At 62.6% G+C, this 23,447-nt stretch carries 19 protein-coding genes and 2 pseudogenes; 11 read left to right on the top strand and 10 right to left on the bottom strand.

Features of this window, described 5'->3' with window-relative positions; genetic code table 11:
* On the bottom strand, window positions 1-1,239 hold the full coding sequence (argJ, locus tag ACEW8Q_RS00205) for a bifunctional glutamate N-acetyltransferase/amino-acid acetyltransferase ArgJ (RefSeq protein ID WP_373502034.1): 1,239 nt from the start codon (window positions 1,237-1,239) through the stop codon (window positions 1-3).
* Between the two features lie 41 nt (window positions 1,240-1,280).
* On the bottom strand, window positions 1,281-2,219 hold the full coding sequence (locus tag ACEW8Q_RS00200) for a peptidylprolyl isomerase (protein ID WP_373502033.1): 939 nt from the start codon (window positions 2,217-2,219) through the stop codon (window positions 1,281-1,283).
* 361 nt (window positions 2,220-2,580) lie between these two features.
* Between ACEW8Q_RS00200 and secA the strand changes: the two genes are divergently transcribed.
* Window positions 2,581-5,316, top strand: a complete 2,736-nt coding sequence (gene secA / locus ACEW8Q_RS00195; RefSeq protein ID WP_373502032.1) for a preprotein translocase subunit SecA — start codon at window positions 2,581-2,583, stop codon at window positions 5,314-5,316.
* 35 nt (window positions 5,317-5,351) lie between these two features.
* Here the strand turns inward: secA and ACEW8Q_RS00190 are convergent, their stop codons facing one another.
* Window positions 5,352-6,800, bottom strand: a complete 1,449-nt coding sequence (locus ACEW8Q_RS00190) for a multicopper oxidase family protein (RefSeq protein ID WP_373502031.1) — start codon at window positions 6,798-6,800, stop codon at window positions 5,352-5,354.
* Window positions 6,801-7,061: 261 nt separating this feature from the next.
* Here ACEW8Q_RS00190 and ACEW8Q_RS00185 point away from each other — a divergent pair, with 261 nt between their 5' ends.
* The gene (locus tag ACEW8Q_RS00185; RefSeq protein WP_373502030.1) at window positions 7,062-7,250 is read left to right on the top strand and encodes a Flp family type IVb pilin; all 189 of its coding nucleotides are present in this window, start codon (window positions 7,062-7,064) and stop codon (window positions 7,248-7,250) included.
* 12 nt (window positions 7,251-7,262) lie between these two features.
* On the opposite strand, the gene ACEW8Q_RS00180 is transcribed toward ACEW8Q_RS00185, so the two are convergent.
* The 3 genes from ACEW8Q_RS00180 to ACEW8Q_RS00170 are packed head-to-tail and all read right to left on the bottom strand — an operon-like array spanning window position 7,263 to window position 9,339.
* A complete protein-coding gene (locus ACEW8Q_RS00180; RefSeq protein ID WP_373502029.1) occupies window positions 7,263-8,216 on the bottom strand; it encodes an acetyl-CoA carboxylase carboxyltransferase subunit alpha in 954 nt (317 codons plus the stop codon).
* 54 nt (window positions 8,217-8,270) lie between these two features.
* Entirely contained in the window at window positions 8,271-9,218 is a 948-nt protein-coding gene (locus ACEW8Q_RS00175) for a site-specific tyrosine recombinase XerD (protein ID WP_373502028.1), read from the bottom strand.
* Window positions 9,196-9,339: a histidine kinase gene (locus ACEW8Q_RS00170; RefSeq protein WP_373502027.1), complete on the bottom strand. Its 144-nt coding sequence runs from the start codon at window positions 9,337-9,339 to the stop codon at window positions 9,196-9,198. The genes ACEW8Q_RS00175 and ACEW8Q_RS00170 overlap by 23 nt, the downstream gene beginning before the upstream one ends.
* A gap of 109 nt (window positions 9,340-9,448) precedes the next feature.
* Here ACEW8Q_RS00170 and ACEW8Q_RS00165 point away from each other — a divergent pair, with 109 nt between their 5' ends.
* From ACEW8Q_RS00165 to ACEW8Q_RS00150, 4 genes are read left to right on the top strand one after another with little or no spacing between them, the layout of a single operon-like run.
* Window positions 9,449-10,036, top strand: a complete 588-nt coding sequence (locus ACEW8Q_RS00165; RefSeq protein ID WP_373502026.1) for a shikimate kinase — start codon at window positions 9,449-9,451, stop codon at window positions 10,034-10,036.
* Complete coding sequence (gene aroB, locus ACEW8Q_RS00160) at window positions 10,029-11,165, top strand: 3-dehydroquinate synthase (protein ID WP_373502025.1); 1,137 nt, start codon at window positions 10,029-10,031, stop codon at window positions 11,163-11,165. The genes ACEW8Q_RS00165 and aroB overlap by 8 nt, the downstream gene beginning before the upstream one ends.
* The gene (locus ACEW8Q_RS00155; protein ID WP_373502024.1) at window positions 11,162-12,454 is read left to right on the top strand and encodes an HlyC/CorC family transporter; all 1,293 of its coding nucleotides are present in this window, start codon (window positions 11,162-11,164) and stop codon (window positions 12,452-12,454) included. Before aroB ends, ACEW8Q_RS00155 begins: the two co-directional genes overlap by 4 nt.
* Window positions 12,435-13,535: an NAD(P)/FAD-dependent oxidoreductase gene (locus ACEW8Q_RS00150; RefSeq protein WP_373502023.1), complete on the top strand. Its 1,101-nt coding sequence runs from the start codon at window positions 12,435-12,437 to the stop codon at window positions 13,533-13,535. Before ACEW8Q_RS00155 ends, ACEW8Q_RS00150 begins: the two co-directional genes overlap by 20 nt.
* On the opposite strand, the pseudogene ACEW8Q_RS00145 reads toward ACEW8Q_RS00150, so the two are convergent.
* Together ACEW8Q_RS00145 and ACEW8Q_RS00140 are read right to left on the bottom strand one after the other, a co-directional pair.
* A pseudogene (locus tag ACEW8Q_RS00145) lies at window positions 13,507-13,830 on the bottom strand (GNAT family N-acetyltransferase); the annotation flags it as partial. The gene ACEW8Q_RS00150 and the pseudogene ACEW8Q_RS00145 sit on opposite strands and share 29 nt — an antisense overlap.
* 123 nt (window positions 13,831-13,953) lie before the next feature.
* A pseudogene (locus ACEW8Q_RS00140) lies at window positions 13,954-14,232 on the bottom strand (BolA family protein); the annotation flags it as partial.
* 61 nt (window positions 14,233-14,293) lie between these two features.
* Between ACEW8Q_RS00140 and ACEW8Q_RS00135 the strand changes: the two are divergent.
* From ACEW8Q_RS00135 to ACEW8Q_RS00120, 4 genes are all read left to right on the top strand, one after another.
* Window positions 14,294-14,896: a J domain-containing protein gene (locus tag ACEW8Q_RS00135; RefSeq protein WP_373502022.1), complete on the top strand. Its 603-nt coding sequence runs from the start codon at window positions 14,294-14,296 to the stop codon at window positions 14,894-14,896.
* 82 nt (window positions 14,897-14,978) lie between these two features.
* Window positions 14,979-15,968 carry a cobaltochelatase subunit CobS gene (cobS, locus tag ACEW8Q_RS00130; protein WP_373502021.1) on the top strand — a complete coding sequence of 330 codons (990 nt, stop codon included), beginning with the start codon at window positions 14,979-14,981 and terminating at the stop codon, window positions 15,966-15,968.
* A gap of 10 nt (window positions 15,969-15,978) precedes the next feature.
* Entirely contained in the window at window positions 15,979-17,871 is a 1,893-nt protein-coding gene (gene cobT / locus ACEW8Q_RS00125) for a cobaltochelatase subunit CobT (RefSeq protein ID WP_373502020.1), read from the top strand.
* A gap of 77 nt (window positions 17,872-17,948) precedes the next feature.
* Window positions 17,949-18,884 (top strand): esterase-like activity of phytase family protein, encoded by a 936-nt coding sequence (locus ACEW8Q_RS00120; protein ID WP_373502019.1) that lies wholly within the window; start codon window positions 17,949-17,951, stop codon window positions 18,882-18,884.
* A 4-nt stretch (window positions 18,885-18,888) separates the two neighbouring features.
* On the opposite strand, the gene ACEW8Q_RS00115 is transcribed toward ACEW8Q_RS00120, so the two are convergent.
* Both ACEW8Q_RS00115 and rpmB read right to left on the bottom strand, forming a co-directional pair.
* Complete coding sequence (locus ACEW8Q_RS00115; RefSeq protein WP_373502018.1) at window positions 18,889-19,536, bottom strand: DapH/DapD/GlmU-related protein; 648 nt, start codon at window positions 19,534-19,536, stop codon at window positions 18,889-18,891.
* A gap of 67 nt (window positions 19,537-19,603) precedes the next feature.
* Window positions 19,604-19,903 (bottom strand): 50S ribosomal protein L28, encoded by a 300-nt coding sequence (gene rpmB, locus ACEW8Q_RS00110; RefSeq protein WP_373502017.1) that lies wholly within the window; start codon window positions 19,901-19,903, stop codon window positions 19,604-19,606.
* Between the two features lie 627 nt (window positions 19,904-20,530).
* Between rpmB and ACEW8Q_RS00105 the strand changes: the two genes are divergently transcribed.
* On the top strand, window positions 20,531-23,447 hold a 2,917-nt coding region (locus tag ACEW8Q_RS00105; RefSeq protein ID WP_373502016.1), incomplete at its 3' end, for a helicase-related protein.

Raw genomic sequence — 23,447 nt, 5'->3', positions numbered from 1 at the left:
CTAGCTGCGGTACGAGCCGTTGATGTCGATATAGCGATGCGTGAGGTCGCAGGTCCAGACCGTCGCCTTGCCCTTGGCAACGCCTACGTCCGCTTCGATCACGATATGCCGGCCCTTCATGTGCGGCATGATCTCGGCTTCCTTGTAGGTTGGGTCGCGCATGCCATTCTTCGCAACCGTCACACCGCCGATCCTGATCTTCAGCTTGTCGCGGATGGCCTTCTCTCCGGCCTTGCCGATGGCCATGACGACACGACCCCAGTTGGCGTCCTCGCCCGCGATCGCGGTCTTCACCAGCGGTGAATTGGCAACCGACATGGCGATCCTGTGAGCCGCCTTGTCATTCTCGGCTCCGGTGATTGCGATTTCGATGAATTTCTCGGCCCCCTCGCCATCCTTCGCCACCTGGTGCGCCAGGTCCATGCACAAGGTGTCGAGCGCTTTCGCGAAGCCCTTGAGGCGCACATCATCCGGCGAACGCAATCCGGCGAGAGCGTTGCCAGCGGCACCCGTGGCGAACATCAGCACCGTATCCGACGTCGAGGTATCGCCATCGACCGTGATGCAGTTGAAGCTGGGATTGACGCTCCGCGTGAGGAGCTTCTGCAGGATCTTCGCAGGCACCGCCGCATCGGTGAAGATGAAGACCAGCATCGTCGCCATGTCGGGCGCGATCATGCCCGACCCCTTGGCAATGCCATTGATGGTGATTGTCTTGCCGCCGAGTTTCACCTTCACCGTCGAGGCCTTGGGGAACGTGTCGGTGGTCATGATGGCGCGCGCCGCCGCCGGCCAGCGATCGGGATCCGCCTCGGCATTGAGGCCTGCGAGCGCCCCGGTGATGAAATCCGGGTTCAGGGGCTCGCCGATCACGCCCGTCGAGGCCTGGAAGATTTCACCAGGCCTGCACTTCAGGAGCTTGGCTGCCGACTTTGCGACCGCCGTGACGGTGGCAACCCCCGCCTTGCCGGTGAAGGCGTTGGCGTTGCCCGCATTGATCACGGCCGCGCGGGCTGTACCACCCGACAGGCTGTTGACGCACCAGTCGACGGGCGCGGAGCGGGATTTAGACTTGGTGAAGCAGCCGGCAACGGTGGTGCCCGGTTCCATGACCGCGAGCAGCACGTCGGGGCGGTTCTTGTAGCGGATGCCGGTCTCGGCCGCCGCCAGCCTCACGCCTGCAACCGGCGGAAGCTCCGGGAACGCCGCTGGTGCCAGCGGCGAAACCTCATGTGCCATGAACAGCCCCCCTCAAGGATGTCTGGACGTGCTTGTCCGTTTTATTGCTGCGGAAGAAGCAGGTCGCCCTTGCCGCTGGTGTCGCCGCCGGTTCCGGCATCGGCAGCGCCGCCCTGCTCCAGCGCCTTCTGCTGCTTTTCCTGGAAGGCCTTGGCGGCCTTGGCAGCGTCGTCGGCATATTTCTTGAGATCCTCGTCGACGATCTCGACTTTCGATGCGGCGCGGATCTTTTCCATCGTGTCCGCCACCTTCTTGCGCAGCAGCACGTTGCGGATCGCCGACTTCACCTGGTCGAATGGCTGGGCCACGCCCTGCTTGCGGTCTTCCAGGCGGATGATATGCCACCCAAAGTCGGTCTTTACCGGCTGTGAGGTCTCGCCCGCCTTGAGCGCAAAAGTGGCCTTGGAGAACTCCGGCACCATTTCAGGCGCCGTGAAATAGCCGAGGTCGCCGCCGTAGTCCTTGGAGCCGTCGAGGCTGAACTGCTTTGCGAGGTCCTCGAACTTCTCGCCCTTGGCGAGGCGGGCAAGGATGTCTTTCGCCTCTTGCTCGGTGCCAACCAGGATATGGCGGGCCCGCACACGCTCGGTCTGCTGCAGCTTGGCAGCTTCCCCGTCATAGACTGCCTTCATTTCCTCTTCCGTCACCTGCGGGCGGATCTTCTGGAAAAAATAGGCGTCACGGAGCGCCTTGGCCTGGTAGAGGGCGAGGCGGCGCTTGTATTCATCCGTGTCGGCAATGCCCTCCTTGACGGCATATTGAGCCAGCAGGTGGCGCTCGACGAGATACTCGACCACGAAGGGAAAACGGAGCTTGGGCGGGAGATCGGGCAGCTGGCCGATGATGTCGTCGGTTGCCATCTGTACTTCGGAAACCCGGATCTCGTGGCCGTTCACGATGGCGACAACCTTGTCCTCCTTGGGCTCTTCTTGCGCCGCAGCGGGAAGCGCAAGCGCCAGCCCCAGAAGCCCGGCAGCCATGGACGTATTCAGCAAACGACGAGAGAACGACATCAAATCCACCGTTTCAAAGTTCCTTCGACCGGCCCGCATGAACGTTGCTCTTTGACGTCCAAAGAAGGCAAGAATAAGCCTCTCGCGATCATGAAGAGGGCCGCAAATCGAGGCGCACATTGGTCCGGTTGCAACCCTGTGGCAAGGGGAGCGGCAGAGATTGAGGGCCCTGTTGCGCGGAAGCAACACATTGAAATCGCGCGATCTTGGCCCCATCTCACCGCCGGGCCACCGATTTAATTGACGGGTGCTGATTGCCCCCGCCCCATAACTTGACTAGAAAGCGCCTCGACGCCGGGGCCATTGCCTCCCTGAAGGATCGAATCATATGTTCGGATTGCGCGGTATTGCCGCAAAGATTTTCGGCTCCAGCAACGAGCGCAAGGTTGCGAAGTACCGCGGCCGGGTCGCCGAAATCAACGCGCTGGAGCCCGAAATCTCCGCACTCTCCGATGTGGCGTTGCGCGGACAGACCGCCATGTTCCGCGAGCAGCTGGCTGCCGGCAAGAGCCTCGACGACATCCTGGTGCCCGCCTTCGCCACCGTGCGCGAGGCTGCCAAGCGTACCCTGGGCCAGCGCCACTTCGACGTCCAGCTGATTGGCGGCATGGTGCTCCATGAAGGCCAGATCGCCGAAATGAAGACCGGTGAAGGCAAGACGCTGGTTGCCACTCTTCCCGTCTATCTCAACGCGCTCGCGGGCAAGGGAGTCCATGTCGTCACCGTCAACGACTACCTCGCCAGCCGTGACGCTGGCTGGATGGGTCAGATCTACGGTTTCCTCGGCCTCACCACCGGCGTCATCGTTCACGGCCTGACCGACGAGCAGCGCCGCGCGGCCTATGCCTGCGACGTGACATATGCCACCAACAACGAACTTGGCTTCGACTATCTCCGCGACAACATGAAGTATCATCTCGAGGAGATGGTGCAGCGCAGCCACAATTTTGCGATCGTCGACGAAGTCGATTCGATCCTGATCGACGAAGCGCGCACCCCGCTCATCATCTCCGGCCCCGTCGACGACAAGTCCGACCTCTACAATGCAGTGGACCAGTTTATTCCCGCGCTGACGGCCGAGGACTATGATCTCGACGAGAAGCAGCGCTCCTGCACGCTGACCGAGAAGGGCAACGTACACTTGGAGCAGGTGCTTGGCGAAGCCGGGCTGCTGCGCGGCACCAACCTCTACGATGCCGAGAACGTGACGATCGTGCATCACGTCCAGCAGGCGCTCCGTGCCCACAAGCTGTTCCAGCGCGACAAGGACTATATCGTCAAAGACAACGCCGTCATCATCATCGATGAGTTCACTGGCCGCATGATGCCTGGCCGGCGCTATTCCGAAGGCCTCCACCAGGCGCTGGAAGCCAAGGAGCAAGTGCAGATCCAGCCCGAGAACGTGACGCTCGCCTCGATCACCTTCCAGAACTACTTCCGCCTCTATGGCAAGCTTGCCGGCATGACCGGAACGGCGGCTACCGAAGCCGAAGAGTTCATGGACATCTACAAGCTCGACGTGCTCGATATTCCGACCAACGTTCCCGTCGCCCGCAAGGACGAAGACGACCAGGTCTTCAGGACAGCGCGCGAGAAATACGCAGCGATCACGGACGTGATCGAGGAAGCCCGCGTGCGCGGCCAGCCGGTGCTGGTCGGCACCACCTCGATCGAGAAGTCCGAGATCCTCGACCAGATGCTGAAGGCGAAGAACATTCCGCATGCGGTGCTGAACGCCCGCTTCCACGAGCAGGAAGCAGCGATCGTTTCGCAGGCCGGCGTTCCGGGCGCCGTCACCATCGCCACCAACATGGCCGGCCGCGGCACCGACATCAAGCTTGGCGGCAATCTCGAAATGCGCGTGGCGACCGAACTCGCCGATGTTCCGCCGGGGCCCGGGCGCGATGCCCGCATCGAGGCGATCAAGGCCGAGATCGAAGCGAACAAGCAGAAGGTCCTGGCCGCAGGCGGCCTCTTCGTCATCGGCACCGAGCGCCATGAAAGCCGCCGCATCGACAACCAGCTGCGCGGCCGTTCGGGCCGTCAGGGCGACCCTGGCCGTTCGCTGTTCTATCTCTCGCTCGAAGACGACCTGATGCGGATCTTCGGGTCGGAGCGCATGGATTCGATGCTGCAGAAGCTTGGCCTCAAGGAGGGCGAGGCCATCGTCCATCCATGGATCAACAAGGCGCTTGAAAAGGCCCAGCAGAAGGTCGAGGCGCGCAATTTCGACATCCGCAAGAACCTCCTGAAGTTCGACAACGTGATGAACGACCAGCGCAAGGTGATCTTCGAGCAGCGCATCGGCATCATGAAGGGCGAGGAGGTGGCGGAGACCATCGACGACATGCGCCACCACGTGATCCACGATCTCGTGTCGAAGTTCATGCCCGAGAATGCCTATGCCGAGCAGTGGGATGCACCGGGCCTGCGCGAGCGGCTGCGCGAGGCCATCGGCATCGACTTCCCCATCGAGGACTGGGCCAGGGAAGAAGGCATCGCGGACGAGGAAATCCGCGAACGCGTCACCAGGTCGGCTGACGAACTCTATCTCGGCAAGCGCCAGAAGTATGGCCCGGACATCATGAACCAGGTGGAAAAGACCTTCCTTCTCCGCACCCTCGACCAGCTCTGGCGCGATCATATCATCACCGTCGAACAGCTGCGGCAGGTCATCCACCTGCGCGGCTACGGCCAGCGCGATCCGCTGAACGAATACAAGACCGAGGGCTACACGCTCTTCGAGGCGATGATCAACAAGCTGCGCGAGAACGTGACCGCGCAGGTCATGCGCGTCGAGATCCAGATGCGCGACGCGGCCGAGATCGACGACCTGCCCGACGAGGACGAGCTCCCCTTCATGGAGGCGCACCACATCGACGCCACGACGGGCGAGGACGATGTGGGCGAAGGCCTGCTGCTGGTCGACATGGGCGAGGACGAAGACCTCAAGACCGCCGTAGACCCGAAAGACCCCGCAACCTGGGGCCGGGTTGCCCGCAATGACGCCTGCCCTTGCGGCTCCGGCAAGAAGTACAAGCATTGCCACGGGGCCTTTGCCTGAACAGGCTGGAGCGGCCCAGGTTCTCAAGACCTCCGTTACGCGGCGCTCGAATAGTTGATCGTGCCCATCATGCCTGCATTCATGTGGTAGGCGTGATGGCAGTGGAAGGCCCAGGTGCCGGGATTGTCGGCATCGAAGGTGACGGTCACCGTCTCGCCCGCGGGCACCAGCACGACATCGCGGATGGCTCCGTCGATGGCCATATTGCCGATGGCGGTGACCTTGAAATAGTGACCGTGAAGATGCATCGGATGGGCCATGCCCGTCATGTTGTGCATCATCACCGAGATGCGTTCGCCCTGCCTGACGGTGAAGATCGTGTCATGCATCATCGATTTCCCGTTGAGGCCCCAGACATAGTCGCTGCCGCCGCCCGTGAGCATGAGCATCTCGGTGCGGGTCACGGGCTCGTCCGGCGGCCTTGCGACGGCGCGATATAGAAGCTCCTGCGCGAGATCGAGCGCCGGGGCCGTGTCGCCGGCCTCTGAAATCTTCGGGATCGCAGCGCCTTGCGTGGCGAGGACCACGCCCGTTCGCATGTCCACGCCTTCGGGCCGGAACAGCACAGGAAAGGCACCGCCTCCGCCGGGAATCCGGATGCGGAGATCGGCACGCTGGGCGATGGCCAGCGGAAACATCGAACCGCGGACAGGATAGATGGCGCTGCCATCAACCGCGATCAGTTCGCCCTCGAGCGTCCCGAGATCGATCCACATGTTGCTGGCTGCCGCTCCGTTGATGATGCGGAGCCTGATCTGGCCACCCTTCTCCACCGTGACGACTTCCGGATCGTCCAGCGTGCGGTCGTTTGCGAGATAGGCGTCATAGACAATGTCGTTCAGCATGGCGCTTGCATCAGCCGAGGGCATTTCGCCCGTGCTGGAATGGTCCATCTGCGAGTGGTCCATCTGCGTTTGATCCATGGCATGACCCGCGTGAGCGCCACCCCCGCCCTGCAACTCCGACAGAATTTCCACCGGATCGCGGAACGTGAAGTCATGCAGCAGCACGACATGCTCCTGCCCGTCGAACAGCGGTTCCCTGGTCTCGCGCACGATCAAGGGGGCGGCCAGCAATTGCTGTTCCTGCAGTCCCATGTGGGAATGCATCCAGTGGGTGCCGGAGCGCGTGTTGATAAAGTCGTAGTCGTAGGACTGGCCGGGCCCGATGGGATCCTGCGAAATCATCGGCACGCCATCCTGTGCCGAGGGGGGCGTAAGGCCGTGCCAGTGGATGAGCGTCTCGGTATCGGTGTTGTTGAACAGTCTCACCCGGAATGGCTCACCCAGCAGCATGTCGAGTCCCGGCTTTCCATCCGGGCCGGTGAGGCCATAGACCGTGGCAGCCTTTCCCTTCACATCGAGCGTGCGCTTTGACACCGTGACGAGGCGCGGTGCTTCCTGGGCCCGAATCTTCCCTGGCATCAAAGGCAGGATCGCCGCCCCGGCCAGTCCGGCGACCAGTCTTCTTCTGTTCACGATCATGATGTTTCCATCCCTTGGCAGAGTTTCTTTGCCTGAACATGGGCACACCTCCCGCAAAAGCAAGATGGGCAACCCGCCACGCTGCCGGGCCCGGCGCGTAACCTTAACAGTACGAAGTGGAGCGCGCAGCGTATCAGAGTGGCGAAACTTTCAGCCAATCACTCAATCTTAGCGTTCGCCTTAACGACCCGTTCACGCGCGGCATGTTTAAGTCTCCGTCAATAACCGGCAGTGCCGCGCAGCACCTTGGAGCAAACCCCTGTGATCCACGCCCTCCACATCTGGAAGACCTTTCTCAAGGAGGACAAGGGGGCCACGGCGATCGAGTATGCGTTGATCGCCTCTATCCTGGGCATCGCACTGCTGCCGGTGCTGACCGACACCTCCACGGGTGTCGCCTCGCTCTACACCCGCGTTCAGGACTACTTCGACATCGTCAACGGCACGTAAGGCCAGAGAGCCTCAGATGCCGCGGCCGATCGACAGGAACTTCTCGCGCCGCTGCGTCCTCAGCACGTCTCCCGACACCCCTTCATAGGCCTTGAGCGCCCTCGCGATCGCCTGACCCGTGGCGTCGATGGCATCCGCCCGGCCACGATGCGCGCCGCCCTTGGGCTCGGCCACGATCTCGTCAATGACGCCAAGCTTCTTCAGGTCCTGCGCGGTGATCTTCATGGCTGCGGCGGCGTCCTTGGCGCGTGCCGCATCGCGCCACAGGATCGAAGCGGCACCCTCCGGCGAGATCACGCTGTAGATCGCGTGTTCCAGCATGAGTACCACGTTCGCCGTGGCAATCGCGATGGCCCCGCCTGATCCGCCTTCGCCGATGACCACCGAAACCGTCGGCACGCCGAGCGACAGGCAGCAATCGGTGGAGCGTGCGATGGCCTCGGCCTGGCCGCGCTCCTCCGCGTCGATGCCCGGGTAGGCGCCGGCCGTATCGACAAACGAAATGACCGGTAGCCCGAAGCGGTCGGCCATTTCCATGAGCCGCACGGCCTTGCGATATCCTTCAGGCCGCGCCATGCCGAAGTTGCGCTTGAGCCTGGACGTCGTGTCGTTGCCCTTCTCTTGGCCAATGACCATGACTGGCTGGTCCTGGAACCGGCCAAGCCCCCCCACCACGGCAAAATCCTCGGCGAACTTGCGGTCACCCGCCATCGGCGTGAACTCGGTGATGAGTGTGTCGATGTAGTCGACCGCATGGGGGCGCTCGGGGTGGCGGGCCACCTGGGCCTTCTGCCACGGATCGAGGTTGACATAGAGATCGGACAGGAGCTTGGCGGCCTTCTTCTCAAGCCCCTTCACCTCATCGGCGATCGAAACCGAATTCTCGCCGGCGGCCAGCGTGCGCAACTCGGCAATCTTGCCTTCGAGTTCGGCAAGAGGTGCTTCAAAATCGAGATATGTGGGCATTGGGCCTCAAGGGTCTGTGTCTGGCGCGGAAACTGGCCGCTGGGACGCGGGAAGTCAACTTTTCTTGGCAAGCGGATGGTGGGTCTCCACCACCTCCCGCAGCCGGTCGGCTTGCACATGGGTGTAGATTTGTGTCGTGGAGATGTCCGCATGTCCCAGCATCTGCTGGACGGCACGAAGGTCGGCGCCGCCTTCCAGCAGGTGGCTGGCGAAGCCATGCCGGAGGACGTGGGGAGACACCTTCGCAGCATCAAGGCCCGCCTCGTGGGCCAAGGCCTTGAGATCGAGCGCGAAATGCTGGCGCGTCAGGTGGCCTGCCGCCCCGAAGGAGGGGAACAGCCACTTCGATCCACCGCCATCGGCCTTGGCAAGGATGCCCAGATAGTCCTTGAGGGCGGCGCGTGCCGGGCCAGACACCGGCACCAGCCGCTCGCGCCCGCCTTTGCCCTTGACCAGGATGAACTGTTGCTCGGACGTTGCCGCCTGCACCGTGAGCCCGACGAGCTCCGACACGCGGAGGCCGGTTGCATAGAGCAATTCGAGCAGGCATAGCATGCGCCACGCTTTGAGAAGCGCCTTTCCCTCTGCCTTATCCAGCCGGGCGCGGGCTGCCGCCACGAGCCGCCCGACGTCGTCCTCCGAGATCATCTTGGGCAGCGGCCTGGCCGCCCGCGGGCTCTCGATGGCCGTTGCCGGATTGTCATGGCTGAGGCCGTCGCCATGAAGGAACCGGTGGAACTGCCGGATGGCCGACAGCTTCCGCGCAGCCGAACTCCGCGCCATGCCGGAGGCCTCGAGCCCCGCAAGGTGCCTGCGGATCTCGTCCGGCCCCGCAGCCTTGAGATCGGGCGTTTCTTCCGCATAGGATTCGAGGTCGCGGCGGTAGGCGGCAAGTGTGTTGGCCGAGGCACCGCGCTCGGCCGCCATCATCTCGAGAAACCGCTCGATGAGCCTGTGCCCGCGCGCGCCTGGCGGGGCTTCACTTTGCGCGGAGTTTTTCACTGGACAGCGGCTTCACGATTTCGGTCTGCTCCGGCGGGAAGTGCGCCAGCGCCCATGCGCCGCCATAAATGGCGCCGCCGAGGCACGCGATGACCAGAAGGAATTTGATCGTATCGGGCATGGGTCCAACCGTTGAAGCGCGAGTCTAGCGGTTAAGGCCCGCTTCGGAAAGCCTTTGCGATGCCTGGGCATGCGCGATAGAACCGGGCCAAGTCGGGAAGCAGAGCAGGATGGCACGCCGTTCGATCGCAAAGGAGGCCGAAGCCGTGCGGCAGCGCTTGGGGACGCACCCCATCGTGCTCGTGGGGCTCATGGGCGCGGGCAAGACCAGTGTCGGGCGCCGGCTTGCGGAAAAGCTGGGCATTCCCTTCATCGATGCCGATCACGAGATCGAGGCGGCGGCGGGCAAGTCGATCGCCGAAATCTTCGCCGATCATGGCGAGCCCTATTTCCGCGAAGGAGAGCGCCGGGTCATCCAGCGCCTGATCAGCAATGGCGCGCAGGTGCTTGCAACCGGTGGCGGCGCCTACATGAATGACGAGACCCGCGCGCGCATCCAGGAGCATGGCATATCGGTCTGGCTCAAGGCCTCGCTGCCTTTGCTTATGAAGCGTGTCATGAAGCGGCAGGACCGGCCCCTGCTCAAGACCGAGGACCCCGAGGCGGTGATGAGGGCGCTGATCGAGAAGCGCTACCCCGTCTATGCGCAGGCCGATGTCACGGTTGAAAGCCGCGACGTGCAGCACGGCCAGATGGTGAACGATGTGATCCGCGCGCTGGCGCAATGGAACGGCTGGGACGGCCAGAAGGATGAATGACGTGAAGGACGCCGAACGGCGCGAAACCGTGCCTGTGTCGCTGGGCGACAGAAGCTATGAAATCGAGATCGGCGAAGGCCTGCTCGCCCGCGCGGGCGACATCGTGGCGCCCCTGCTGCGGCGGCCGATGACGGCCATCGTGACCGACGAGAATGTGGCGGCAGCCCATCTGGCAACACTTGAGCGCGCGCTGGCCGCCCGCAGCATCCGCTCCACCGCCATCATCATGCCGCCCGGCGAGGGTACCAAGAGTTTCCGTCATCTGGCCGATCTCTGCGATCGCCTGCTTGGCGCCGGTGTCGAGCGGCGCGACCGCATCATCGCCTTCGGCGGCGGCGTCATCGGCGACCTCGCAGGCTTCGCGGCGGCAATCCTGCGGCGCGGCGTGGACTTTATCCAGATCCCGACGACGCTGCTCTCCCAGGTCGATTCATCAGTGGGCGGAAAGACCGGCATCAACTCGTCCCACGGCAAGAACCTGATCGGTGCCTTCCATCAGCCGCTGGCCGTCATCACCGACATTGCGCTGCTCAACACCTTGCCGAAGCGCGAGTTGGCCTCCGGCTATGCCGAAGTCGCGAAATACGGACTGCTGGGCGACGCGGGCTTCTTCGAATGGCTGGAGGGTGCGGCGCCGGCCCTCATGCGCGGCGATTCGCAGGCCCGCATCCATGCCATCCGCAAGTCCTGTGAAGCGAAGGCGAACATCGTCGCGGAGGACGAGACCGAAACAGGCGTCCGCGCCCTGCTCAACCTCGGCCACACCTTCGGCCATGCGCTTGAATCCGCAACCGGCTATTCGCAGCGCCTGCTTCACGGCGAGGGCGTATCGATCGGCATGGTGCAGGCCTTCCGTTTTTCCGAACGCCAGAAACTCTGCGCGCCGGGCACGGCAGAACGCGTGGCGAAGCATCTGAAGGGCGTGGGGCTTCCCATCCACGCCTCGCAGATTCCGGGTGAGCTTCCGCCGCCCGCGACACTTCTCGACATCATGCGCCAGGACAAGAAGGCCCAGGCGGGCCGGCTCACATTCATCCTGGCGCGCGGCATCGGCGAGGCCTTCATCGCGAAGGACGTCTCCGACCATGATGTGCTTGATTTTCTCACGGAGGATCTTCGACAGCGATGAGTCTCGATCTCGGGTTCACGATCGCAGCAATACTGTTTCTTCTGGTTCTTTCAGGTTTCTTCTCCGGCTCGGAAACGGGCTTGACCGCCGTTTCCCGCGCAAGGCTCACCGAACTCGAGCGGCGCGGGAGTGCCAGGGCGACGATGGCTCTGGCTCTCACGGCGACACGCGAACGCCTCATCGGCGCGCTGCTGCTTGGCAACAACGTCGTCAACATATCCGCCTCCGCGCTGGCAACCGTTGCGCTTGTCCGCATCTTTGGCGACTCGGGCGCCTTTGTGGCCACGATTGCCATGACCGCACTGGTCCTGATCTTCGGCGAGGTTCTGCCCAAGACCTATGCCATTGCCTATCCGGATCGCGTGGCGCTGGCCGGTGCTCCCATCATCCGTGTGCTGGTAGCTGTCTTCGGCCCCGTCGTGATGCTGGTGCAGTACATCGTCAAGATGGTTCTGCGCGTGTTCGGCGTCGACATTGACGGCGCGCAGAACGTGCTGTCGGCTCACGAGGAATTGCGCGGCGCCATCAATCTCCATCACAAGGAAGGAACGGTCGTCAAGAACGATCGCGACATGCTGGGCGGTATCCTCGCGATGCAGGATCTCGAGGTGGCGGACATCATGGTTCACCGCACGCGAATGACCATGATCGACGGCGACGAAGATCCCAAGGACATCGTCGGCATGGTGCTGAAAAGCGGCCACACCCGCATTCCCGTCTGGAAGGAAACACCCGACAACATCATTGGCGTGCTGCATGCAAAGAATCTCTTCGCCGCACTCCAGAAGCACAATGGCGACGCCACGAAGCTGAACATCGAGGACATCCTGTCGCCGCCGTGGTTCGTGCCCGACACGCGCGCCATTCCGGACCAGCTCAATGCCTTCCTCAAGCGCAAGAGCCACTTCGCCATCGTGGTCGACGAATATGGCGAGGTACAGGGCCTCATCACGCTCGAAGATATCATCGAGGAGATCGTCGGCGACATCAAGGACGAGCACGATGCCGTTGCCATGGGCGTGCGTCCGAAGCCAGACGGCTCCTATCTTGTCGATGGCGGCGTGGCGATCCGCGACCTGAACCGCGCCTTCGACTGGGCGCTGCCCGACGACGAGGCCAACACCGTCGCAGGCCTCGTCATCCACGAGGCGCGGACGATTCCAGAGGTAGGCCAGGCCTTCAGCTTTCACGGCTTCCGCTTCGAGATCCTGAAAAAGCGCCGGCATCAGGTGACGGCGATCCGCATGGCGCCTCTCAAGCGGGACATCGATGAGTCCCAGAGCGGTTGACCTCGTCATCGTCGGCGCAAGCTTTGCAGGACTGATCTGCGCACGGACGGCTGCACTGCGCGGATTGAAGACCGTCGTCATCGAGGCCAAGGAAGAGCCCGGCGCCCGCATCCACACCACGGGCATCCTGGTGAAGGAGGCCGCCGACGAAGTCGACACGCCGCCGCAATTCTCGCGCGCCATCCACGGCGTCCGGCTGTATTCGCCATCGCTCAGGCACATAGATCTCTCGTCGCGCGACTACTACTTCCTGACAACCGACACGGCCGGGCTGATCCGCTGGTTCGCCGACGAGGCGCGGCGCGCCGGAGCAGACATCATCTGTGGCCAGAAGGTGGAGCAGGCTACGCGAGTGGAGGGTGGCGTGAGCCTTCCGCAATTCAATCTCGAAACGCGCTATCTGGTCGGGGCCGACGGAACCCGTTCGACGGTGGCGAAGCTCTTCAATCTTGGACGCAACGAGCGATTCCTCACCGGACTCGAGATTGAATATCACGACCTGCCGAAAGCCGATCCCGATCTGCTGCACTGCTTTCTCGATACGAAGCTGGCGCATGGCTATCTTGCCTGGGTGGCGCCGGCACCGGGATTCTTTCAGGTCGGTCTCGCCACCAACGACCGCGTGAAGCCAGACCTGAAGGCGTTTCTCGCTCACACTGAAAATGTGTTCGGCTATTCGGCGGCCACAGTGAAGGAGCGACGCAGCGGCCTCATTCCCTGCGGCGGTCCCGTCTCGCCCTTTGCTGCGCCCAACGTGTTGCTGATCGGCGATGCCGCGGGGCACGTCTCGCCCTTGACCGGGGGCGGCATCAGGCTCGCCTTCCGCTATGGCCGCCGCGCCGGGCAGCTCATTGCGGACCACCTGACGCGCCACGGGCCGCCGCCCGGGCAAGTGCTATCGAAAGAGATGCCGGGATTCGGCAAGAAGTTGCTGCTGCGAAAGGTCATGGACATCGGCCCGCCGAACTGGCTCTACGACATGATCATCGGAACCGCCCCGATGAGCTGGTTCGCCCGGCAGGTCTATTTCCATCGCCGGAGTGAAACGCCCGTCAAACCGGCTTCAGAACCTGAACCATAGGCTGGGCGGAGGCACAAGTGGTGCCACTGAACTGGCTTGTTCCCGCGATGGGCGCGGGAACGCGCGCGCGGTCGATCTTCTGGAACCCCAGCCGCTCGAAAAACCCGGCAGCCGATTGTGTGAGCAGATAGGCCGCCTGCGCGCCGCCGTTCCGCGCTTCCGCCAGAAGCTTCAGCGTGATGGTGGAACCTAGGCCACCCTTCTGTAATGTGGGCTGCACCGCAATGGAGCGCAGCAGCACGGCATCGCCCCTCCGTTCAAGACCGCCACAGGCCAGAAGCGCTCCGGCCCCATCCACAATGCCGAGGATGGACTTGCCCGAAAGGTCGTCTGCGGGAAGCTTCGCTCCTTCGAGGAGTTCGAGCAATCGCGCGTCATCATCCTTCAGAACGGCGAATGCCAGTTGCGGCTCTGCCTGTGGTGCGGATGCCTGTATCGCCAGGGCGTGAACACGCTCGCGGAGTTCCTCCGCAAGCGCTGCATTGACCATGCGATGCTGATCGACGCGTGACTTGCCGCGGAAGGCTTCCGCTACGATCTTCACCCTGAAATGGCTTTCACCATCGGGCCGCGAGCCCGAATGGCCGGCATGCTGGTGAGACTCGTCGATGACCTCCAGCGCCGCAGGCGAAAATCTTTGCATGAGCTTTGCGGAGATTGTTTGTCCAACGGGTCCCAGTTCGGTCTCAGGCGTCATCTTGTCTTCCATTCATGCCAAGGCTTGCTTGCGGGCGCCTCTATCATCATAATCACACGCGATGAAGCTCGATTCAAAATACTTCGACAAGATCCGCGTGAAGCCCTCTGCTGAGAAGAAGGCTGCCGAATCCATTCCGCAATGCGAATGGCCGGACTGCCCGCGCCCCGGCCGCCACAAGGCCCCCATGGGCCGTGGACACGAGGGCAAGTTCTTCAACTACTGCACCGTGCATGTGCAGGAGTACAACAAGACCTACAACTACTTCTCGGGCATGAAGGACGACGAGATGCAGGATTTCCAGAAGGAATCCCGCCTCGGCCACCGCCCCACCTGGAAACTCGGCCAGAACGCCACTGCAACCGCCTCAAGCGTGCGCCGCAAGGCTGCCCAGATGCGGTCCGATCCCTTCGGCCTCAACAGCACCGCCGAAAAGCAGCCAGGCCGCCACACCTCGGGCCGCGCCCTGCGGTCGACCGAGCTGAAAGCCCTGCAAACGCTGGGTCTGGACGATGCCGCAACGGCTGATCAGGTGAAAACCCAGTACAAGACACTGGTGAAACGCCTTCACCCCGATGCCAATGGTGGCAGCCGCGCGAACGAGGACACCCTCAAGGCAGTGATCCAGGCCTATGACCATCTGCGTTCCAGTGGGTTCTGCTAGTCGGGCAGGAAGCTTGCCCTCGCCTGCCTGAACGTCTAAAACCCGCCGCCATCGAACCCCCGGAAGATGAAGATCTCATAACATGAATGCAAAGGCCAATGGCGAGGCGAACGGCATGCCCGACATCAAGGTGTCGGTGAAGCAGCTTTTCGGCTTTGAATCCAATCTCGAAGTCCCCGCCTATTCCAAGACGTCGGAACATGTTCCGGACCTTGACGAGGACTATCTTTTCAACCGCGAGACGACCCTCGCCATCCTGGCGGGCTTTGCCTACAATCGCCGCGTCATGGTGACCGGCTATCACGGCACCGGCAAGTCGACCCACATCGAGCAGGTCGCCGCCCGCCTCAACTGGCCGTGTATCCGCATCAACCTCGACAGCCACATCAGCCGCATCGACCTGATCGGCAAGGATGCGATCGTGCTGCAGGACGGCAAGCAGGTGACCGAGTTCCGCGAAGGCATCCTGCCCTGGGCCTACCAGCACAATGTGGCATTGGTGTTCGACGAATACGACGCCGGCCGCCCGGATGTGATGTTCGTGATCCAGCGCATCCTCGAGAGCTCGGGCAAGCTCACGCTGCTCGACCAGTCGAAGGTGATCCGCCCGCACGCCGCCTTCCGCCTGTTCTCGACGGCCAACACCATCGGCCTTGGCGACACGACCGGCCTTTATCACGGCACGCAGCAAATCAACCAGGCCCAGATGGACCGCTGGTCGATCGTGACGGCGCTGAACTACCTCCCGCACGCGCAGGAAGTGGGCATCGTTCTGGCGAAGTCGAAGCAGTACCAGAACGACAAGGGCCGCAAGATCATCTCGAACATGGTCCGCGTGGCCGACCTGACCCGCAATGCCTTCGTGCAGGGCGATCTTTCGACCGTGATGAGCCCGCGCACCGTCATTACCTGGGCGCAGAACGCCGAGATCTTCGACGATGTCGGGTTTGCCTTCCGCGTCACCTTCCTCAACAAATGCGACGAACTTGAGCGCAGCGTGGTGGCGGAGTTCTACCAGCGCTGCTTTGGCGAGGAACTGCCCGAGTCCTCCGCCCACGTCGCGATTGCGTGAGTGACAGGCGGTGGCCGCTGACAAGGATTCACCGTCGAACGAGTTCAAGCGCGTCCTCACCGTCGCGATGAAGACCATTGCCGAAGACCCGGAACTCTCCGTGGCCTTCGGCAACGAGCAGCCCACGATAGCGGGCAACCGGGCAAAGCTGCCGCAGATCTCGAACGAGCTGAAGGCTTCCGACATCGCCATCGTGCGAGGGCTTTCCGACAGCTTCGCGTTGCGCGTCGCCAATCACAACGACAAGGTTCACGCGCACTACCAGCCGCAGGGCAAGAACGCGCGCGCCGTATTCGAGTCCGTCGAGCAGGCCCGCATCGAGGCGCTGGGCGCCAATGCCATGCCCGGCATGAAGAACAATCTGGCAGCCATGCTGGACGACCGCTACCGCAAGAAGGACGTCGCCCGCTACACTGACCGCAAGGATGCCCCGCTGGACGAAGCCGTGGCCCTTCTGGTGCGCGAGAAGCTGACAGGTGAACTGCCGCCCGAGGGCGCCCGCACCATGGTCGACCTCTGGCGGCCATGGATCGAGGAGAAGGCGGCCCAGCAGCTCGTTCATCTCAACGAGAACATTCACGACCAGGCCTCTTTCGCCCGCATGTCGCGCGACATCATCGCGGCCCTCGACATGGCGGATGAGCTTGGCGATGACCCCGACCAGTCCGACCAGAGCGACGAGGACAACCAGCCCGACGAGGATTCTGGCGAGCGACAGGAGACACCCGAAGGCGAGGAGCAGGAAAGCTCCCAGCAGTCCATGGAGGAGATGCAGGACGCCGAGGGCGAATCCGAAGCAGCCGAAATGGACGCCCGCCAGATGGATGTCGACGAACAGCCCGATGACGAGGCTGGCGAAGAAGAATCCGAAGGCGAAGAGCCGTGGCGTCCGCAACTGCCGTTCTCGTCACTCGCGAACGAAAATTTCTACAAGGTCTTCACCAACCAGTTCGACGAGGAAATCTCGGCGGAAGAACTCTGCGATGCCGAGGAACTGAACCGGCTCCGCAGCTATCTCGACAAGCAGCTCTCGAGCCTTCAGGGCGTTGTCGCGCGGCTGGCCAACCGGCTGCAACGCCGCCTGATGGCGCAGCAGAACCGCTCATGGGATTTCGATCTGGAAGAAGGCGTGCTCGACGCCTCGCGATTGACCCGCGTGGTCATCGACCCCATGCACGCGCTCTCCTTCAAGATGGAGCAGGACACGGAGTTCCGCGACACCGTGGTGACGCTGCTCCTCGACAATTCGGGCTCGATGCGCGGCCGCCCGATCACGGTAGCCGCAACCTGCGCCGACATTCTGGCCCGCACGCTGGAACGCTGCGGCGTCAAGGTCGAGATCCTCGGCTTCACGACGAGGGCCTGGAAAGGTGGGCAGGCGCGCGAAAAGTGGCTGGCATCGAACAAGCCCGCCAATCCCGGCCGCCTCAACGACCTCCGCCACATCATCTACAAATCGGCAGACCTGCCGTGGCGCCGTGCGCGCCGCAACCTCGGGCTCATGATGCGCGAGGGTCTCCTCAAGGAGAACATCGACGGCGAGGCGCTGATCTGGGCACACAACCGGCTGCTGGCCCGCCAGGAGCAGCGCCGCATCCTCATGGTCATTTCCGACGGCGCGCCGGTCGATGATTCCACGCTGTCGGTGAACTCGGGCAATTATCTCGAAAAGCATCTCCGTCAGGTGATCATCGACATCGAGACGCGCTCGCCCGTTGAACTGATCGCCATCGGCATCGGCCATGACGTGACGCGCTACTACAAGCGCGCCGTCACCATCGTCGATGCCGAGGAACTTGGCGGCGCCATGACCGAGAAGCTGGCTGAACTCTTTGCCGAAAAGGCCGGCCCCGAGACGCGGCGCTCCGCCCGCCCGCCCGCGAAGAAGCGCGCCAAGGCTTGAGCCTTTCACGCACTCGCCGGGCAGTTCTGACTGCAAGCTTGTGTGGCCTTGTCGCCTTTGGCGTTTTCGGTTCGCGCATGTCCGGAGACGCTGCCGGGAAGTCCCGGCTGGAAGTTACAGCTACGCAGATCTCGTCTTTCAACACGATTGGAATAGGCACCGAGTTTGGTCCCTTCGCATGGCGCGGCGGTCTGACGCTCACTGGCAACACGGATGACTTCGGAGGTCTGTCCGGCATTACCCTGGGCATGAATTGCGAAGAACTGCTGAGCGTCAGCGACAGGGGTAACTGGTTTCAGGCCAGATTGTCTTACGAGAATGGTCAGCTTGCCGGCGTGTCCGAGCCTCGCATGACTCCGGTGCTTGACAGCAAGGGCAAGCCGCAGCGCAACAAGTCCTGGGCGGATGCCGAGGCCCTGGCACCTCTGGGGAACGGAAAGATCGGTGTCGCTTATGAGCGCAAGGTCCGTTTCGGCGCCTATGACTTCGCCTCGAAGGGCACGTCTGCCTCCTTCGAAGTGATCGTCCATCCAGCCGAGATCGACCAGGGGAAAGAGAACGGTGAAGTCGAGTCCTTCGGGCTGCTGCCGACTGGCCGTTACATTGCAATCGCAGAGAGACAGCGGGATACCAATGGTAACATCCGTGCGTGGATTTGGCGGGACAAAGATGCGCTTGCCTTCAGCATCGCGCGTTATGGCTCATATAATGTCACCGATCTCGCGGTTCTCCCCGACGGGACGATACTGACGATGGAGCGAAGCTTCACGCGGCGTTCGCTGCCCGGCATGGTGATCCGCCACTTCGACCCCAAGGACGCAAAACAGGCCGGTACCATCCACCCCACTCTGTTGCTGGAGGCGAGCGTGCCCTTCTATGCGATCGACAACATGGAAGGCATCGCGGTCTGCGACCGCGATGGCGAGACGCGCGTCACGCTCCAGTCCGACGACAATTTCAACGCAGGCATACAGAGCACCATCCTGCTCCAGTTCGCCTATCGGCCGAACTGAAGCCCTATTCGTATTTTTCGAGGAACGCCTCGACGCTCAAGGCCCGCATGTCATCCACTGCCTGACCAAGCCGGTTGTGCGGCCAGTCCCACCAGCCCAGCGCGATGATCCGTGCACTGATCTCAGGTGGAAACCGCCACTTGATGCGCCGCGCGGGAATACCGCCAACAATGGCGTGAGGCTCCACGTCCTTCGTCACCACGGCACCTGCCGCTACGACTGCGCCATGCCCGATGCTGACGCCCGGCAGGATGATCGCCCCATGCCCGATCCACACGTCATGCCCAATCGACACGGCATCGGCGATCCGCAAGGCGCGGAAATCCTTGTCGAGTTTTGCGCCCACGAAATACTCATTCGGCCTGTAGGTGATCTTGTGCTGGCTGATGCGGTCCATCGGGTGGTTCAACGCATTGATGCGCACGTCTGCGGCGACGGCGCAGAACTTTCCGATGGTCGAGTAGATCACTTCCGAATGCCTTTCGACATAGGAGTAATCACCCAGCGTGGAGTCGCAGAACTGCACGCGCTCTTTGAGTTCAGTGAAGCGCCCCAGTGTGGCGTTGCGCAGCGAGACAGAGCCGTGAACGCGCGGCTCTCCGTCACGAGGGGCAGAGGGCGGCAGCCGACGAGGCTCGCTGGGAACGGTCATGTGGCATACATAAAGGAAAAGCCGCCCCGGTTGGAGCGGCTTTGTAAGACTTTGAGTTTCTGACGGATCAGGCGGCGGCCTTCGCGGCCTCGACCTTCTTGGCGATCGAACGCTTCAGGCGCAGCGCCTTCTCGGAAAGCTGGTCATTGCCAGCCTTCAGCAGGAACGCGTCGAGACCGCCGACATGCTCTATCGACTTCAGCGCGATGGCCGAGATGCGCAGACGATAGGTGAGGCCCATCGTGTCGCTCATCAGGCTGACGTCGCACAGGTTCGGCATGAACCGCGTCTTGGTCTTGTTGTTTGCATGGCTGACCTTGTTGCCAACCAGGGCGTTCTTTCCCGTCAATTCACAACGGCGAGCCATAAGCGAAACTCCACAATAAATATAAGTCCGGACGGCACGACGCCTCCGGCTCGGATGGGCGGTCTATAGTGGGAGTGGCCGTGGCGGTCAAGTCGCCCGGCTCGGATTTTCGTGTCTCCCGGCGAAATCCATGCTGTCCCATTTTGGCACAGCATGGTTAACGGAAAATCGTGTGGGGTGGAGGCCACACCCTTAAAACAGGAACGCTCTTGTGGGTCAGAAGGACAAAATCTACCACATCTTGCGAGAACAAAAGAAGAAAATGCCGTGAGCAGCGATTCGGGCACCCTACGTTCCCCTTTGCTGGCTCTTCCTTAAGTTCTGAAGCAGGCCACCGCCTGATCTCTAAAGATTTCGGAAACCATAACCGGCCAAAGATAAATGCCGGTGCCCGATATTGCCTGGTTTCCAGCATCTGACAGCCGGTTCAGCTCGCTATCCTCCGGCACCAAAGTGTGGATTTGCTGGGGAACAAAACCGGAATTTCAATCGGTCAGCGATTCGGGCCAGCTTCGTTCTGGTTTGAATCCAGACCCTAATGGTGTGGTTCAGAACGAGGCAAAATTCCTTGACCTTCAGGGACATGAGTCCCAAGTGTTCAATAACGTTTTTCAAAGCCCGTTGTTGATGCCGCCTGCCAAGACCGTGACTGCTGTGCTGGGTCCGACCAACACGGGGAAGACCCACCTCGCGGTGGAACGCATGCTGGGCCACGGCAGCGGCATGATCGGGTTGCCCCTTCGGCTGCTGGCGCGCGAAATCTATGACCGGGTGAGGCTGCGAGCGGGAGATGCTGCCGTAGCGCTCGTCACCGGTGAAGAGAAGATCATTCCCGTCAATGCGCGCTACTGGATCTGCACGGTGGAAGCCATGCCGTCCGACGTGAATGTCCCGTTTCTCGCAATCGATGAAGTGCAGCTCTGTGCGGACTTTGAGCGCGGCCACATCTTCACCGACCGCGTGCTCAACCGGCGCGGCCGGGAGGAAACCATGTTGCTGGGTGCCGGCACCATGCGGCCCATTCTGGAGAAACTGCTGCCCGGCATCAGTTTTGTGGCTCGCCCTCGCTTCTCGCAACTTCTCTATGCTGGCCAGAAGAAGATCACGCGTCTCCCACGCCGCTCGGCCATCGTCGCCTTCTCGGCTGACATGGTCTACGCCATGGCCGAATTGATCCGCCGCCAGCGCGGCGGCGCTGCCGTGGTTCTGGGTGCCTTGTCGCCCCGCACCCGCAACGCGCAGATCGCGCTCTACCAGTCAGGCGACGTCGACTACATCGTCGCGACCGATGCCATCGGCATGGGGCTCAACATGGACGTGGACCATGTGGCCTTCGCGTCGACCCGCAAGTTCGATGGCTTCCAGTACCGGCAGTTGAACCCCTCCGAGCTTGGCCAGGTCGCGGGCCGTGCGGGCCGCTACATGAATGACGGTACCTTTGGCGTCACCGGCGAGGCCGATCCATTCGACGACGAAACTGTCCAGCGCCTTGAAAGTCACAACTTCGATTCCGTGCGGATGCTGCAATGGCGCAACCGCGATCTCGATTTCTCGACGCTGGAACGGCTGAAGCTGTCACTCAACCTTCTGCCGCAGGCCCAGGGCCTCACCCGCGCGCAGCCCAACGCCGACCTTCTGGCCCTGGAAGCCCTCGCCCGCGACCCGGCGACCCGCGACCTCGCCCAGAGTCGAAAGGATGTGGAACGGCTGTGGGACGTCTGCCAGATTCCTGACTACAGAAATATTTCGAACTCGGAGCACGCCTCGATCGTTTCGCGGATCTATCAATATCTGCAAACCGGCAACGGTTTCATCGATGAGGACTGGTTCGTGCGGCAATTGAAGTTCTGCGAGAACACGCAAGGCGACCTGGATACGCTGTCGAACCGCATCAGCCACGTCCGCACATGGACCTTCGTCGCTAACCGTCCCGACTGGCTCAAAGCGCCTCTCTATTGGCAATCCTACGCGAGAGAGATAGAGGACAAGTTGTCGGACGCCTTGCATGAGCGCCTGACACAGCGTTTTATCGACCGCCGTACCAGCGTGCTGATGAAGCGCCTGGCCCAGAAGGAAGAATTGATGTCGACTGTTGAGGAAGATGGCGCCATCCACGTGGAAGGCGAATACGTGGGCCGGATCAAGGGCTTTCTGTTCGTGCCGGATGGCACGGCAGAAGGTGCCGAGGCCCGCGCGCTGAAAGCCGCGGCCTTGTCCGCGGTCGCCGCCGAGATCACGGCGCGCGCCAAGGCGGTCGCCGGTTCCTCCGATACGGCCCTGAAGCTGACCCGGGACGGCCAGATTATCTGGAACCATGCGCCCGTGGGCCGGATCGAGCCGGGAGCGACACTCTTGAAGCCGCGCGCAACCGTCATCGCCGGAGACCAGCCCTCGGGGGGTGACCGCGAAGAGGTTCAGGCCCGGCTGCAGAAATTCGTCGACCGCCACATTGCGGCAACGCTCGAGCCGCTCATCAAGCTCGAAGAAGGTGAAGGCCTCGAAGGCATCGCACGCGGCATCGCCTATCGGCTGGTCGAGACGCTGGGCGTGCTGCCGCGTGACCAGGTGACCGAGGAAGTGAAGGGCCTGAGCCAGGAAGACCGCGCCAAGCTCCGGTCGTTCGGCGCCCGCTTCGGCGCCTTCAATGTCTATGTGCCGGCCCTCCTGAAGCCCGCGCCGACTGAACTCCGACTGCTGCTCTGGGCCCTGAACCTTCAAAAAGAAGGCAAGCTTGACCCCGCCAATCTGCATCAGCCTCCCGGCCAGGGCCTGACGTCGGCCAATTTCGACCGCTCGACGCCCAAGGGTTTTTACGGCGTGTGCGGCTATCGCATCTGCGGCTCCCGCGTCGTCCGTATCGACATGCTGGAGCGCCTCGCCGACATGATCCGCGATCGGGTCTTCTGGCGGCCGCGCTTTCCCGAGGAGCAGCGCCCCGCAGGGTCGGTCGAAGGGGGCGGATTTACCGTCGTGGCCGACATGATGTCGCTCGTCGGCTGCTCGGGCGAGGACTTCCTCGGTATCCTCAAGAGCCTCGACTACAAGATGCAGAAGAAGATGGTGAAGAAACCGGTGGCAAGCGCCGGGACTCCCGGAAAGAACCCGCAGGAAATCCCCGTCGTCCCCCCCGACGAAACACCGCCACCTGCACCGCTGGAAGACCCGCAACCCCCGGAACCCACCGCTCCCCCGGCGGAACCGCCAGCCGAGCCGGCGACGCCCGTCGAACTCCCGCCGGCACCAGCTCAGGACATAATGGCTGCCGAAACAATCCCGGAGCCTGCGGTTTCGGAGTTGCCAGCCGAGGCGTCTGCGGAAGCCGTAACCGAAACAACCACGCAGGAAGCGACCGCCGAGGAAGCGCCTCCCCAGGAAGTGGCTACAGAAGAGGTCGAGATCGAGATCTGGTGGCCCAAGGACACCGGACCCTTCCGGCACCGGCCCGAGCGGCAGAAAGAGCAGAACCGCCGCCCGCCGCAGCGCGCCCGTGAGGCGTCACCGGTCAAGCCTGCGGAAGGTTCGGAAGCCAAACCGGAGGGTGAGC

This window comes from Aestuariivirga sp. (assembly GCF_041738905.1).
Classification (GTDB): Bacteria; Pseudomonadota; Alphaproteobacteria; order Rhizobiales; family Aestuariivirgaceae; genus Aestuariivirga.
The sequence above is the reverse complement of the archived record's forward strand: the minus strand, read 5'-3'. Positions and strand labels throughout refer to the sequence as shown.